This is a genomic window from Nocardioides sp. JQ2195 (assembly GCF_012272695.1).
Taxonomy (GTDB): domain Bacteria; phylum Actinomycetota; class Actinomycetes; order Propionibacteriales; family Nocardioidaceae; genus Nocardioides.
The window spans coordinates 2,624,418-2,637,861 of sequence record NZ_CP050902.1; the positions used below are offsets into that span (position 1 = coordinate 2,624,418).

Annotated in this window: 11 protein-coding genes; 8 read left to right on the top strand and 3 right to left on the bottom strand. The window is 69.8% G+C overall.

The annotated features are described in order from the left end of the window. Positions 1–10 precede the first annotated feature (10 nt). Together ncot_RS12370 and ncot_RS12375 are read right to left on the bottom strand one after the other, a co-directional pair. Positions 11–1,615, bottom strand: coding sequence for an AMP-binding protein (locus ncot_RS12370; protein WP_168617885.1), 1,605 nt, complete (start codon positions 1,613–1,615; stop codon positions 11–13). Between the two features lie 47 nt (positions 1,616–1,662). Next, positions 1,663–2,094 (bottom strand): DUF3052 domain-containing protein, encoded by a 432-nt coding sequence (locus ncot_RS12375; RefSeq protein WP_057324722.1) that lies wholly within the window; start codon positions 2,092–2,094, stop codon positions 1,663–1,665. 163 nt (positions 2,095–2,257) lie between these two features. On the opposite strand from ncot_RS12375, the gene aceE reads away from it, so the two are divergent. From aceE to ncot_RS12415, 8 genes are all read left to right on the top strand, one after another. Next, on the top strand, positions 2,258–5,014 hold the full coding sequence (gene aceE, locus ncot_RS12380) for a pyruvate dehydrogenase (acetyl-transferring), homodimeric type (RefSeq protein WP_206064958.1): 2,757 nt from the start codon (positions 2,258–2,260) through the stop codon (positions 5,012–5,014). Positions 5,015–5,033: 19 nt separating this feature from the next. Next, positions 5,034–6,248, top strand: a complete 1,215-nt coding sequence (locus ncot_RS12385) for a helix-turn-helix domain-containing protein (protein WP_168617886.1) — start codon at positions 5,034–5,036, stop codon at positions 6,246–6,248. A 100-nt stretch (positions 6,249–6,348) separates the two neighbouring features. After that, positions 6,349–7,530, top strand: a complete 1,182-nt coding sequence (locus ncot_RS12390; protein ID WP_168617887.1) for an acyltransferase domain-containing protein — start codon at positions 6,349–6,351, stop codon at positions 7,528–7,530. Between the two features lie 2 nt (positions 7,531–7,532). Further along, on the top strand, positions 7,533–8,534 hold the full coding sequence (locus tag ncot_RS12395; protein ID WP_168617888.1) for a beta-ketoacyl-ACP synthase III: 1,002 nt from the start codon (positions 7,533–7,535) through the stop codon (positions 8,532–8,534). 70 nt (positions 8,535–8,604) lie between these two features. Next, positions 8,605–8,850 carry an acyl carrier protein gene (locus ncot_RS12400; protein WP_057324717.1) on the top strand — a complete coding sequence of 82 codons (246 nt, stop codon included), beginning with the start codon at positions 8,605–8,607 and terminating at the stop codon, positions 8,848–8,850. A 59-nt stretch (positions 8,851–8,909) separates the two neighbouring features. Continuing rightward, positions 8,910–10,160 (top strand): beta-ketoacyl-[acyl-carrier-protein] synthase family protein, encoded by a 1,251-nt coding sequence (locus ncot_RS12405; RefSeq protein WP_168617889.1) that lies wholly within the window; start codon positions 8,910–8,912, stop codon positions 10,158–10,160. After that, positions 10,160–11,581, top strand: a complete 1,422-nt coding sequence (locus ncot_RS12410) for a carboxyl transferase domain-containing protein (RefSeq protein ID WP_168617890.1) — start codon at positions 10,160–10,162, stop codon at positions 11,579–11,581. The genes ncot_RS12405 and ncot_RS12410 overlap by 1 nt, the downstream gene beginning before the upstream one ends. A 169-nt stretch (positions 11,582–11,750) precedes the next feature. Continuing rightward, positions 11,751–12,620, top strand: coding sequence for a crotonase/enoyl-CoA hydratase family protein (locus ncot_RS12415; protein WP_168617891.1), 870 nt, complete (start codon positions 11,751–11,753; stop codon positions 12,618–12,620). Between the two features lie 162 nt (positions 12,621–12,782). On the opposite strand, the gene ncot_RS12420 is transcribed toward ncot_RS12415, so the two are convergent. Further along, a complete protein-coding gene (locus tag ncot_RS12420) occupies positions 12,783–13,307 on the bottom strand; it encodes a DUF3145 domain-containing protein (RefSeq protein ID WP_168617892.1) in 525 nt (174 codons plus the stop codon). Between the last annotated feature and the right edge of the window lie 137 nt (positions 13,308–13,444).

Consider the following 13,444-nt stretch of genomic DNA (forward strand, 5'->3'; position numbering starts at 1 on the left):
GCTCGAGGGCTCAGCCCTGCCACTCGGCGAGCTCGCGCTTGAGCACCTTGCCGGTGGCGTTGCGCGGCAGCTCGTCGAGGAAGACGAACTCGCGGGGCACCTTGAACCGGGCCAGGTTGGCCTTCACCCAGTCCTTGAGCTCCTCGTCGTCGACGGCGCCCGAGACCACGACGAAGGCCCGCAGGCGCTTGCCGAACTCGGCGTCGTCGATGCCGATCGCAGCGGCCTCGACCACCGCGTCGTGGCGACACAGGCAGTCCTCGACCTCCTTGGGGAAGACGTTCTCCCCCCCGGAGACGATCATCTCGTCGTCCCGGCCCTCGACGAACAGCCGACCGGACTCGTCGAAGCGACCGACGTCGCCGCTCGACATCAGGCCATCGATGAGCTCCTTGTGCCCGCCACCGGTGTACCCCTCGAAGAGCAGACCGTTGCCGACGAAGATCCGGCCGGACTGCCCGTCGGGCACCGGCTCGCCGTCGTTGTCGACGATGCGTACGACGGTGGCGTGCGGCGGCTTCCCGGCGCTGTCGGGAGCCACTCGCAGGTCCTCGGGCGTCGCGATCGAGGCATAGGCCACCTCGGTCGAGCCGTAGATGTTGTAGAGGGTGTCGCCGAACCTGTCCATCCATGCCGTGGCCAGGTCGCCGGGCAGGGCCGAGCCAGAGGCGGCCACCACCTTGACGGAGGAGAAGTCGTGGGCGTCGAGGGTCTCGGCGGGCAGCTGCAGGATGCGTTGCAGCATCACCGGGATCACGACGACGGAGTCGCACTCGTTGTCGGAGACGACTCGCAGCGCGGTCTCCGGGTCGAAGCGACGCGTCAGCACGGCCGTCGAGCCGAGCAGCATGCCCAGGGCCAGGTGCGCGAAGCCCCACGTGTGGAACAGCGGGGCCGCGATGTGGGTCTTCCACCGGGCCCGCAACGGCATCCGCGACAGCAGCGACACCGCCGCACCGATGCCGGCCTCGTTGCGCGGCGCCCCCTTCGGCGTACCGGTCGTGCCCGAGGTGAGGATGATCGTGCGCGAGTGGCGCGTGGGCGGCTTGAGATCGGCGGTCGAGCCCGCCGCGATCAGCCTCTCGAGCGTGCTCTCCTCGGTGGCACCGTCGACCCAGGCGAGGATGCGGTTCCCGACCTCGGCCCCCTCGAGCAGCCCGGTGAACTCCTCGTCGTGGATGACGGCGCTGGGCTTCTCGCGCTCGAGCACGTCGACCAGCTGTGGTCCGGCGAAGGCGGTGTTGAGGTAGAGCACGTCGGCTCCCAGCTTGGCGACCGCCAGGCTGGCATCGACGAAGCCCCGGTGGTTGCGGCACATCACCGCGACGGCGTCGCCCTCGGAGATGCCACGAGAGCGCAGGCTGGAGGCCAGCGCGTTGCTGCGCCGGTGGATGTCACCGAAGGTGAGCGTGCCCAGCTCGTCGACCAGCCCGGGCCGGTCCGGGTGGCGCACGGCCAGCGAGGCGAACCCGCCGGCCGGCCCGGTCCCCCACTGCAGCACCGTCCTGCCGAGACGGGCCAGCGTCACCGGGGAGTAGGGGCGGATCACACCCGATCCGGCCAGCACCTTCGCGGAGATGACACCTGATTGCAGGCGTTCGCGCCCCTTGCCCATGGGTCGTCCTTTCGGCTGCCGCCGCGACGGCGGGTCTTCGATCGAGGTCAGTGGGCTGACTTCGGCGCCACGAGAGAGGTGGCCGCCCAGTCCTTGCTCACCGTGGCAGTGGTGGTCTGCGACAGCCCTGCAATGGGAGCAGCCTCCGCGACGTCGGCGGGGTCGACCGATCCGGGGCGGCCCACCTTGGGCGTCAGCAGCCAGATGACACCGCCGCCGACGAGGTCCGTCAGCGAGTCGACCAGCGCGTCCACGAGGTCACCGTCGTCGTCGCGCCACCACAGCACGACGGCGTCGACGACGTTGCCGTAGTCGCCGTCGACCATGTCGGCGTCGATGGAGTCCTCGATCTGGATCCGGAGATCCTCATCGGTGTCGTTGTCCCAGCCAAGTTCCTGGATCACCAGTCCGGGCTTGAAGCCCAGACGTGCACCTGCACCGGCATTCTGGGTGGCCTCGCCACCCGCGGTCGAACTCAACTGACGCCTCCAGTCACGCGATTGCAAGAAATTGGTGCCCGTAGTCCACCGGACATCCCGCCTGCGCGCAACCCTCGACGCGCAAGAGTGGGCACCTTTGGGCAAATCAGACCCTACCGTCGGGTAGATTTCTTCCCGGTCCTCAGCGTGCAACGATGGACGTGTGACCGACCTCTCCAAGCCCTCGACTCCCCCCGTCATCCATGAGGGTCTTCCCACGCAACTGCCTGACATCGACCCCGAGGAGACCAGCGAGTGGCTGGCGTCCTTCGACTCGATGATCGACGACCGCGGCCGCGATCGTGCCCGCTACCTGATGTTGCGCCTGCTCGAGCGGGCCCGCGAGAAGCAGGTCGGTGTCCCCGCGCTGCGCAGCACCGACTACATCAACACGATCCCGCCGGAGCGCGAGCCGTGGTTCCCCGGCGACGAGGACGTCGAGCGCCGGATCCGCGCGTTCATCCGCTGGAACGCGGCCGTCATGGTCTCCAGCGCCAACCGCAAGGGCCTCGAGGTCGGCGGCCACATCGCGACGTACCAGTCCGCCGCCAGCCTCTACGAGGTCGGCTTCAACCACTTCTTCAAGGGCAAGGACGCCCCCGGTGGCGGCGACCAGATCTACATCCAGGGCCACGGCTCCCCCGGCATCTACGCCCGCGCCTTCCTCGAGGGTCGCCTGAGCGAGGAGCAGCTCTACCGCTTCCGCCAGGAGGTGCAGCACGGCAAGGGAGCCGGTCTCCCGTCCTACCCGCACCCGCGGCTGATGCCGGAGTTCTGGGAGTTCCCGACGGTCTCGATGGGCCTGACCGGCATCAACTCGATCTACCAGGCTCGCTTCAACAAGTACCTGCACAACCGCACCATCAAGGACACCTCGCAGCAGCGGGTGTGGGCCTTCATGGGCGACGGCGAGATGGCCGAGCCGGAGTCGCTGGGCGCGATCCGCATCGCCGCTCGCGAGGAGCTCGACAACCTGACCTGGGTGATCAACTGCAACCTCCAGCAGCTCGACGGCCCGGTGACCGGAAACGGCAAGATCATCCAGGAGCTCGAGGCCAACTTCCGCGGTGCCGGCTGGAACGTGATCAAGGTGATCTGGGGCCGCGAGTGGGACGCGCTGCTGGCCCGCGACGTCAACGGTGTCCTGGTCAACCGGATGAACAACACCCCCGACGGCCAGTTCCAGACCTACTCCCGTGAGTCCGGCGGCTACGTCCGCGACCACTTCTTCGGCGTCGACAAGCGGCTGCGCGCGATGGTCGAGCACATGACCGACCAGCAGATCCAGAAGCTGCCGCGCGGTGGGCACGACTACCGCAAGGTCTACTCGGCCTTCGACGCCGCGACCAAGCACGTCGGCCAGCCGACGGTGATCCTGGCGCACACCATCAAGGGCTGGACGATCGACGCCCTCGAGGGCAAGAACGCCACCCACCAGATGAAGAAGCTGACCCTCGACGACCTGAAGAAGTACCGCGACCGGCTCTACCTGCCGATCAGCGACCGCGAGCTCGACGAGTCCTACGAGCGCACCGGTGGTGCACCGTTCTTCCACCCCGGCAAGGACGCCGACGAGATCCAGTACATGATGGAGCGTCGCAACGCGCTCGGCGGAGCCATTCCCCGCCGCGTCAACCGCGCCAAGCCGCTGACCCTGCCCGGCAACGAGATCTACGCCGAGCTCAAGCAAGGATCCGGCAAGAACAAGATCGCCACCACCATGGCCGTCGTCCGCCTGCTCAAGGACTGGATGAAGGACCCGGGCATCGGCGACCGCCTGGTGCCGATCGCGCCCGACGAGTACCGCACGTTCGGCATGGACGCGATGTTCCCGACCGCGAAGGTCTACAACCCCGGCGGCCAGCAGTACGAATCCGTCGACCGCAAGCTGTTGCTGGCCTACAAGGAGTCGGAGTCGGGCCAGATGCTGCACGAAGGCATCTCCGAGGCCGGCGCGATGGCCTCCGCGACCGCCGCCGGCTCGTCGTACACCACGCACGGCGAGCACATGATCCCGTTCTACATCTTCTACTCGATGTTCGGGTTCCAGCGCACCGGCGACTCGATCTGGGCGATGGCCGACCAGATGGCCCGCGGCTTCCTGATCGGTGCCACCGCCGGTCGCACCACACTGACCGGCGAGGGCCTCCAGCACGCCGACGGCCACTCCCCGCTGCTGGCCACGACCAACCCGGCGGTCGTGCACTACGACCCGGCCCTGGCCTACGAGGTCAGCCACATCATGCAGTCCGGCCTCGAGCGGATGTACGGCGAGCAGGCCGAGGACGTGATCTTCTACATCACGGTCTACAACGAGCCGGTCGCGCAACCCGCCGAGCCCGAGGGGGTCGACGTCGAGGGCATCCTCAAGGGCCTGCACAAGACAGCGACCTCGGCGAAGGAAGGCCCGAAGGTGCAGCTGCTCGCCTCCGGCGTGGGCTACCCGTGGATCGAGAAGGCCGCGCAGCTGCTGGCCGACGAGTGGGGTGTCTCGGCCGACACCTGGTCGGTCACCTCGTGGAACGAGCTGGCCCGTGACGCGGTCGCCTCCGAGGAGTGGAACCTGCTGCACCCGGGCGAGACGCCCCGCACGGCGTACGTCTCGGACAAGCTCGGCTCACACGAGGGCCCGGTCGTCGCGGTCTCCGACTACATGGCCGCGGTGCCGCTGCAGATCGCACGCTGGGTTCCCAACGAGTACCGCGTGCTCGGCACCGACGGGTTCGGCTTCGCCGACACCCGGCCCGCCGCTCGCCGGTTCTTCCACGTGGATGCCGAGTCGGTCGTCGTCCAAGCCCTGCAGGCCCTGGCCGACTCCGGCGAGATCGACCCCGCGCTGGTGAAGCAGGCCTTCGACAAGTACCGCATCGACGACCCGACCGCGGTCGCCGACGTGATGCAGGAGGGCGGCGACGCCTAGGCGGGCACAGCCGCCACCCATGACCGGTCATCCGCCGCCCACCCCGCGTGAGCGGTCCTCCGAGCTGCTCCAGCGGGCGGTCGGGCGACTCAGCACCGCCGCGATGAACGGCATGGACCAGCAGAAGGCGTGGTTCCGCGAGCTGTCCGCCGAGGACCGCTCGTGGGTGGGGATGATCGTGCAGGCCGGCATCCGCGCGTTCGTCACCTGGTTCCGCGACCACGGCGACTCCTGGGACCTGTCCGTCGAGGACGACTCCGGGATCGCGGCGGAGGTGTTCGGCGCGGCGCCCCAGGCGCTGACCGGGGTGATCACCCTCCAGCAGACGGTCGAGCTGGTGCGTCTCACCATCGACGTCGTCGAGCAGAACCTCGACGACCTGCTCGACGAGGAGCTGGCCCCGGTCGTCCACGAGGGTCTCCTGCGCTACGGCCGCGAGCTGGCCTTCGCCACGGCCGAGGTCTACGCCCGCGCCGCGGAGTCACGGGGTGCGTGGGACGCCCGCCTGGAGGCCCTGGTGGTCGACTCGGTGCTCCGCTCCGAGAGCGACGAGACCGTCCTCTCGCGGGCCAGCGCCCTCGGGTGGCGCGACGAGGGCGAGGTGGTCGTGGTGCTGGGCCGCGCCGCGACCGGCTCGCGGGTCGACATCTTCGACACCGTACGCCGCGGCGCACGGGTCGCCGGCATGGACGCGTTGTGCGCGATCCAGGGTGATCGGATGGTCGTCATCCTCGGTGGAGTGCGAGAACCGGACTCCGCCGGCAAGACCCTGAGCGACCGCTTCGCCGACGGCCCGGTGGTGTTCGGTCCGGTGGTCCCCGGCCTCGCCGATGCGCACCGGTCTGCCACCGCTGCCCAGGCCGGCTTCCGGGTGGCCACCGCCTGGCCCGACGCTCCCCGACCGGTCCGCGCCGACGACCTGCTGCCGGAGCGCGTCCTGGCCGGCGACGACTCCGCGCGTCGCCAGCTCATCGCCGAGGTCTTCGCCCCCCTCGCCGAGGGACGCGACACCCTGATCGGCACCCTCGACGCCTACTTCGAGCACGGTGGCTCGGTGGAGGGCACGGCGCGCGCCCTGTTCGTGCACCCCAACACCATCCGCTACCGGCTCCGGCAGACCGCCGAGGTCACCGGGCTGGCTCCGACCGATCCACGCGACGCCTACACCCTGCGGGTTGCGCTGACCTGTGGACGACTGGTGGATTCGGCTGGAACAGACCCCACTTCTGACTGACCAGTAACCAATTTTTGTGGAGACCCCACAAAGAACCGCCGTCGGATTTCGTGCGCGCCCGACCCGCGCCCGACACCTCCGACACGGCAGAGTGGACAACGTGCTCGTCATTGTTGCTCCCGGCCAAGGTGCCCAGTCCCCCGGTTTCCTCTCCCCCTGGCTGGAAGACCCGGTCTTCCGGAGCCGCTTCGAGTGGCTCTCCACCGTGGCCGGCATCGACCTGGTGCACTACGGCACCGAGGCCGACGCGGAGACCATCCGCAAGACCGAGATCGCCCAGCCGCTGCTGGTCGCCGCCGGCCTGGTCGCCGCCCTCGAGCTGTTCCCACACCCGGCCGACGCCTTCGGCAAGATCGGAGCCGTCGCCGGTCACAGTGTCGGCGAGCTGACCGCCGCCGCCGGCGCCCGCGCGATCACCGCCGAGCAGGCGATGGTGCTGGTGCGCGAACGCGGCCGCCTGATGGCCGACGCCGCCGCCCAGCGGGAGACCAGCATGGCCGCCGTGCTCGGTGGCGACCCCGACGAGGTGCTCGCCGCCCTCGAGAAGCACGGCCTGACCCCGGCCAACAACAACGGACCCGGCCAGATCGTCGCCGCGGGCACGGTCGAGCAGCTCGCCGCCCTGCAGGCCGACCCGCCGGCCAAGGCCCGCCTGATGCCGCTGTCGGTGGCCGGTGCCTTCCACACCGAGCACATGGCCTCGGCCGTCGACCGGATGGGCAGCCTGGCCGGATCGGTGTCGACCCACGACCCGCGCACCAAGATCATCTCCAACGCCGACGGCCAGGTGGTCCACGACGGCCGCAAGGTGTTGGCCCGCATCGTCAAGCAGATCAGCCGCCCGGTGCGCTGGGACCTGTGCATGGAGTCCATGCTCGACCTCGGCGTCACCGGCATCCTCGAGATGCCGCCCGCCGGCACCCTCACCGGCATCGCCAAGCGCGCGATGAAGGGTGTGGAGACCTTCGCCCTGAAGACCCCCGACCAGCTCGACGACGCCCGGGCCTTCTGCGAGAAGCACGGCGAGGTCTCCGAGATCAACACCACCCCGACCTGGCGCATGGTGGTCAGCCCGATGAAGGGCACCTTCCACCGCGACGGAACCGCTGCCGAGGCCGTCGACCTGGCCGAGAACGCCCGCATCGGCGCGGTCGCCAGCCTGCGCGACAGCGTCGACGTCAACGCCAACCACGGCGGCACGATCGTCGAGTGGCTGGTCGAGGACGGCGACCTGGTCTCTCCCGGTCAGCCGTTGCTGCGCCTGCACCCGAAGGGGGCATGACGATGGCCACCCTGACCACGGCGACCGGTTCCGCCCACTCGAGGATCCTCGGCATCGGCGCCTACCGTCCGCGTCGCGTGGTGCCCAACTCCGAGGTGGTCGAGGCGATCGACTCCAGCGACGAGTGGATCCAGCAACGCTCCGGCATCAAGACCCGCGGCTTCGCCGACGACGACGAGACCGTGACGATGATGTCGGTCGCGGCAGCCAAGCAGGCACTCGACCACGCCGGCCTCGAGCCCGAGCAGATCGACTGCGTCATCGTGGCCACCGTCAGCCACCTGATGCAGACGCCCGCGGCAGCCACCCTCATCGCGCACGAGCTGGGCACCAAGGGCGCAGCCGCCTTCGACATCTCCGCGGCCTGCGCCGGCTTCTGCCACGGTGTCTCCCTCGCCGCCGACATGATCCGCGGCGGGTCCTCGCGCAACGTGCTGGTCGTCGGCGTCGAGCGCCTCTCCGACATCACCAGCCCCACCGACCGGGGCACCGCCTTCATCTTCGCCGACGGCGCCGGCGCGGTCGTGGTCGGACCGTCCGACACCCCCGGCATCGGCCCGGTCGTGTGGGGCTCCGACGGTGAGCACTACGACTACATCCGGCAGAACCACGACTGGCGCGACGTGATCGCCTCCGACTCCCCCGCGATGCCGCACCTGGTCATGGAGGGGAGCGCTGTCTTCCGCTGGGCGGCGTTCGAGATGGCGAAGGTCGCCAAGGAGGCCCTCGACCGGGCCGGCATCACCGCCGACCAGCTCGACGTCTTCGTGCCCCACCAGGCCAACAACCGCATCACCGACACGATGGCCCGCTCGATGAAGCTGCCCGACACAGTGCGCATCGCCCGCGACATCGTCGACCAGGGCAACACCTCGGCCGCCTCCGTGCCGATGGCCCTCGAGCGGATGGTCGCCGACGGCCAGGCCCGCAGCGGGGACACCGCACTGCTCATCGCCTTCGGTGCCGGCCTGGCCTACGCCGCCCAGGTCGTCACCCTTCCCTGATCGATCCGCACCACCTGTTTTCACCTGCACGACCCGCCCATTTCCCGCAACACACAAGGAGAAACCCAGCATGGCCACCACCGAAGAGATCCGCTCCGACCTCGCCGAGATCGTCAACGAGGTCGCCGGCATCCCCGCCGATGACGTGCAGCTGGAGAAGTCGTTCGTCGACGACCTCGACGTCGACTCGCTGTCCATGGTCGAGGTCGTCGTGGCCGCCGAGGAGAAGTTCGGCGTCTCGATCCCCGACGACCAGGTGAAGAACCTCAAGACCGTCGGCGACGCCGTGTCGTTCATCGAGAACGCCGCCAGCTGACCCAGCCCACCCAAGCCCGCGCCCCTCGGGGCCCGCATCCACCATCACGAAGGAACCGCATGTCACTCAAGCGCGTGGTCGTCACCGGACTCGGCACCACCAACCCTGTCGGCGGAGACGTCGCCAGCACCTGGTCGGCGCTCCTGGCCGGCACCTCCGGCGTACGTCGTCTCGACGACGAGTGGGCAGCCGACATCCCGGTCAAGATCGCCGGCCGGATCGCGGTCGAGCCCGCTGAGGTGCTCGACCGGGTCAAGGCCCGCCGCCTCGACCGGTCGGCACAGTTCGCGATGGTCGCCGCCATGGAGGCATGGCGCGACGCGGGCCTCGAGGGTGTCGAGCTCGACGGCACCCGCACCGGCGTGGCCGTGGCCTCCGGGATCGGCGGGGTGACCACCCTGCTGTCCAACTACGACGCGCTCAAGGAGAAGGGCGCCCGCCGGGTCTCCCCCCTCTCCGTGCCGATGCTGATGCCGAACGCACCGGCCGCCAACGTCGGGCTCTACGTCGGCGCACGCGGCGCCGTCAACGCGCCCACCTCGGCCTGCGCATCGGGCAATGAAGCCATCTCGATGGCCATCGACCAGATCCGCCTCGGCCGCGCCGACGTGGTCGTCGCGGGCGGCACCGAAGCCGCGATCCACCCGCTGCCGATGGCCGCCTTCGCGCAGATGATGGCACTGTCCAAGACCGGCAGCGAGGAGGGCGGCGACCCGACCTCGGTCTCGCGCCCGTGGGACACCGGCCGCGACGGCTTCGTCCTCGGCGAGGGCGCCGGCATCCTGGTGCTCGAGTCCGAGGAGCACGCGCTGGCCCGCGGCGCCACGATCTACGCCCAGGTGATGGGCTCGGGCATCAGCAACGACGCCCACGACATTGCCCAGCCCGACCCCGAGGGTCGCGGCGGCACCCGCGCCATCCAGCTCGCGATCGAGGCCGGCGACTTCAGCCCCAGCGACGTCAAGCACGTCAACGCCCACGCCACCTCCACCCCGCAGGGTGACGTGGCGGAGGGCCTGATGCTCCACGCCACCCTCGGCGACGCGGTCGACAGCTGTGTGGTGACCAGCACCAAGTCGATGACCGGCCACCTGCTCGGTGGCGCCGGCGCCCTCGAGGCGGTGGCGACGGTGCTCGCGATCCGCGACCGGGTCAGCCCGCCGACGATCAACCTCGACAACCTCGATCCCCTGGTCGAGCTCGACATCGCCACCAAGGCGCGCGACCTGCCGACCGGTGACATCGTGGCGCTGAACAACTCCTTCGGCTTCGGTGGAGCCAACGTCGCCGTCGCGTTCGGGAGCATCTGATGACTGCCACGGCCGTCCGCACGAAGCTGCCCCGCGAGGAGGACCCGCGCAACCCGAAGCACCGGTTGGCCGCGTTCTTCGACGACGGCTCCGTCGAGCTGCTCACCGAGGACGACGACTCGGGGATGCTCGCCGCGAAGGGCCTGGTCGACGGTGCCCCCGTGGTCGCCTTCTGCTCCGACGCCACCGTCATGGGGGGCGCGATGGGCGAGGTCGGCTGCAAGGAGGTGGTGATCGCCTACGAGCGTGCCCTCGCTGACGGCGTACCCGTCGTCGGGCTGTGGCACTCCGGTGGCGCCCGCCTCGCGGAGGGCGTGCTGTCGCTGCACGCGGTCGGCGAGATCTTCCACATCATGACCCGGGCCTCCGGCAAGATCCCGCAGATCTCCGTCGTCCTCGGCCCGGCCGCCGGCGGCGCCGCCTACGGTCCCGCCCTGACCGACGTGGTGATCCTCGGCCCCCAGGGCCGCATCTTCGTCACCGGTCCCGACGTGGTCCGTTCGGTCACCGGCGAGGACGTCGACATGGCGCGCCTCGGCGGTCCCGAGCCGCACGGGCGCCGCTCCGGCGTCGTCCACATCCTCACCGAGACCGAGGCCGAGGCGCTCGAGAGCGGACGCCGGGTGGCCAGCCTGCTCGGTGCCCAGGGCACGATGGACCTGGACGCCGTCCCGGACCGTGACCTGTCCGCCGTGCTCCCCGAGTCGAAGAAGCGCGCCTACGACGTGCACCCGCTCGTCGAGGAGGTCCTCGACACCGACACGGTGCAGGAGCTGCACGCCCGCTGGGCGCCCAACATCGTCACCTCGCTGGGTCGCATGGGTGGCCGCACGGTCGGTGTGATCGCCAACAACCCGATGCGCCTGGGCGGCTGCCTGGACTCCGCCTCGGCCGAGAAGGCCTCCCGCTTCGTGCGCATGTGTGACGCCTTCGGCGTCCCCCTGATCGTCCTGGTCGACGTGCCCGGCTACCTGCCCGGTGTCGGGCAGGAGTGGGACGGCGTCGTACGCCGTGGTGCCAAGCTGCTGCACGCCTTCGGCGAGGCCGTGGTCCCCCGCGTGACCCTGGTGACCCGCAAGACCTACGGCGGCGCCTACATCGCGATGAACTCGCGCTCGCTGGGTGCCACCCGCGTCTTCGCCTGGCCCGGTGCCGAGGTGGCCGTGATGGGCGCCGTGGCGGCGATCCGGATCCTGCACCGCCGCAAGCTGGCCGAGGTCGCCCCCGACATCCGTCCGCAGGTGGAGGCCGAGCTGGCCGCCGAGCACGAGCGCATCGCGGGTGGCGTCGAGAAGGCCGTCGAGATCGGTGTCGTCGACGAGATCGTCGAGCCGGCAGCCACGCGTTCCGCGCTCGCCCGTGCCCTGGCCGGTGCCGCCGACCCCAACGCCCGCGGCGACCACGGCAACATCCCCCTCTGACCCACCACGCCCACTCCCCACCGCCCACTCCCCGTGTGACGCGGTGTCCATGTCACTGTCCGTGTCACTGTCCATGTCACTGTGCACGTGACCGGTCACGTGCACAGTGACACCAGCACCGCGCACGAGCCGCCGAACCCCGGCGAGACGCGGGGGATAGCCTGCGTCCATGACCTACGAGACCCTGCGCTACGACGTCACCGACGGCATCCTGACGCTCACCCTGGACCGGCCCGAGCAGATGAACTCGTTCACGGTCACCATGGCCGACGAGCTGGAGGCCGCGTTCCGCCGGGCCAGTGAGGACGACGAGGTCCGCGCGATCGTGGTGACCGGGGCCGGCAAGGCGTTCTGTGCGGGCATGGACCTGACCCGCGAGGGCAACGTCTTCGGGCTCGACGAGAGCCAGTCACCCACGCTCGACGACCTGCGTGAGCGCCGCGACGACCCGGCCATCGCCGACGGCGTGCGCGACACCGGCGGCCGGGTCACGCTCGCGATCTTCGAGTGCAAGAAGCCGGTCATCGCAGCCGTCAACGGCGCCGCGGTCGGCATCGGCGCCACGATGCTGTGCGCCATGGACGTCCGGCTGGCCTCCGAGAAGGCCCGCATCGGGTTCGTCTTCGGCCGGATCGGAATCACCCCCGAAGCGGCCTCGACCTGGTTCCTGCCCCGCATCGTCGGCATATCCCAGGCCCTGGAGTGGATCTACTCCGCCGACATCCTCACCGCGGAGGAGGCGCGCGAGGGCGGTCTGGTCAAGTCGGTGCACCCGGCCGACGAGCTGTTGGACGCGGCGTACGCCCTGGCCCACAAGTTCACCAGGAACCGCTCCCCGGTCGGGGTCGCCCTGGCCCGTCAGATGCTCTACCGCAACAGTGCGGCGCCGCACCCGATGGTGGCCCACGAGGTCGACTCGCTGTCGATGTTCTACACCTCGATCGGCGACGGCAAGGAAGGGGTCGCAGCCTTTCTCGAGAAGCGCGACCCCGAGTTCACCAGCAAGGCCTCGGAGATGCCCCCGTTCCACCCCTGGTGAGCGCTGGGCCGGACCGCGACGTACGCAGACCGTCGTAGTCAGACCGACGTACGCAGACCGTCGCACGCCGGCACCGGGGCGGTGCTGTGTCACTCCACAGGCGACCGGTCGCAGCGGGAGTGACACGGACACCGCGTCGCTGCCGATGAGGAGGAGGGACTCTCAGACGACCTGGTGCAGCCAGCGCACCGGAGCGCCGTCACTGGCGTGCCGGAAGGTCTCGAGCTCGTCGTCCCACGGCTTGCCGAGGAGCTTGTCGATCTCGTTGAGCACGGTGGTGTCGCCCAGTGCCGCCTTGACGACGGCGGCCTTGAGGCGGTCCTCGGGGATCATGATGTCGCCGTGCAGGCCGGTCACCGCGTGGAAGACGCCGAGCTCGGGGGTGAACGAGTAGCGGCTGCCCTCGGTGCTCGAGGTGGGCTCCTCGGTGATCTCGAAGCGCAGGTGGTTCCAGCCACGCAGGGCCGAGGCAACAGCAGCAGCCGAGCCGGCGTCCCCCGTCCAGGAGAGCTCGGCACGGTAGGTCCCGGCCTGGGCAGGCTGGGGGGTCCACTCAAGGCTCACGGCAACCCCGAGTACGCCGCCCACGGCCCACTCGATGTGTGGGCACAGTGCGGACGGCGCGGAGTGCACGAAGAGGATTCCCCTCGTCGTGGGGCTGCTGGTGCGCGTTGCAGTCGTGGTCACTGTGGCTCCTTCATCTCAAGGCGTCGAGATACGCCTTCCCCAGCGGTCTCGCGACAATTCGAGTGGAGTCACCCAAGTGACAGATGTGTAGTTATGAAGCCATTGTGACCCAAGTTGCCGACCAAAACCAGTCGATC

Excerpts from the sequence above, each read along its gene's own strand:
- ncot_RS12385 (WP_168617886.1), top strand. The coding sequence starts at position 5,034 with ATGACCGGTCATCCGCCGCCCACCCCGCGTGAGCGGTCCTCCGAGCTG.
- ncot_RS12370 (WP_168617885.1), bottom strand. The coding sequence starts at position 1,615 with ATGGGCAAGGGGCGCGAACGCCTGCAATCAGGTGTCATCTCCGCGAAG.
- ncot_RS12415 (WP_168617891.1), top strand. The coding sequence starts at position 11,751 with ATGACCTACGAGACCCTGCGCTACGACGTCACCGACGGCATCCTGACG.
- ncot_RS12400 (WP_057324717.1), top strand. The coding sequence starts at position 8,605 with ATGGCCACCACCGAAGAGATCCGCTCCGACCTCGCCGAGATCGTCAAC.
- ncot_RS12395 (WP_168617888.1), top strand. The coding sequence starts at position 7,533 with ATGGCCACCCTGACCACGGCGACCGGTTCCGCCCACTCGAGGATCCTC.
- ncot_RS12405 (WP_168617889.1), top strand. The coding sequence starts at position 8,910 with ATGTCACTCAAGCGCGTGGTCGTCACCGGACTCGGCACCACCAACCCT.
- ncot_RS12410 (WP_168617890.1), top strand. The coding sequence starts at position 10,160 with ATGACTGCCACGGCCGTCCGCACGAAGCTGCCCCGCGAGGAGGACCCG.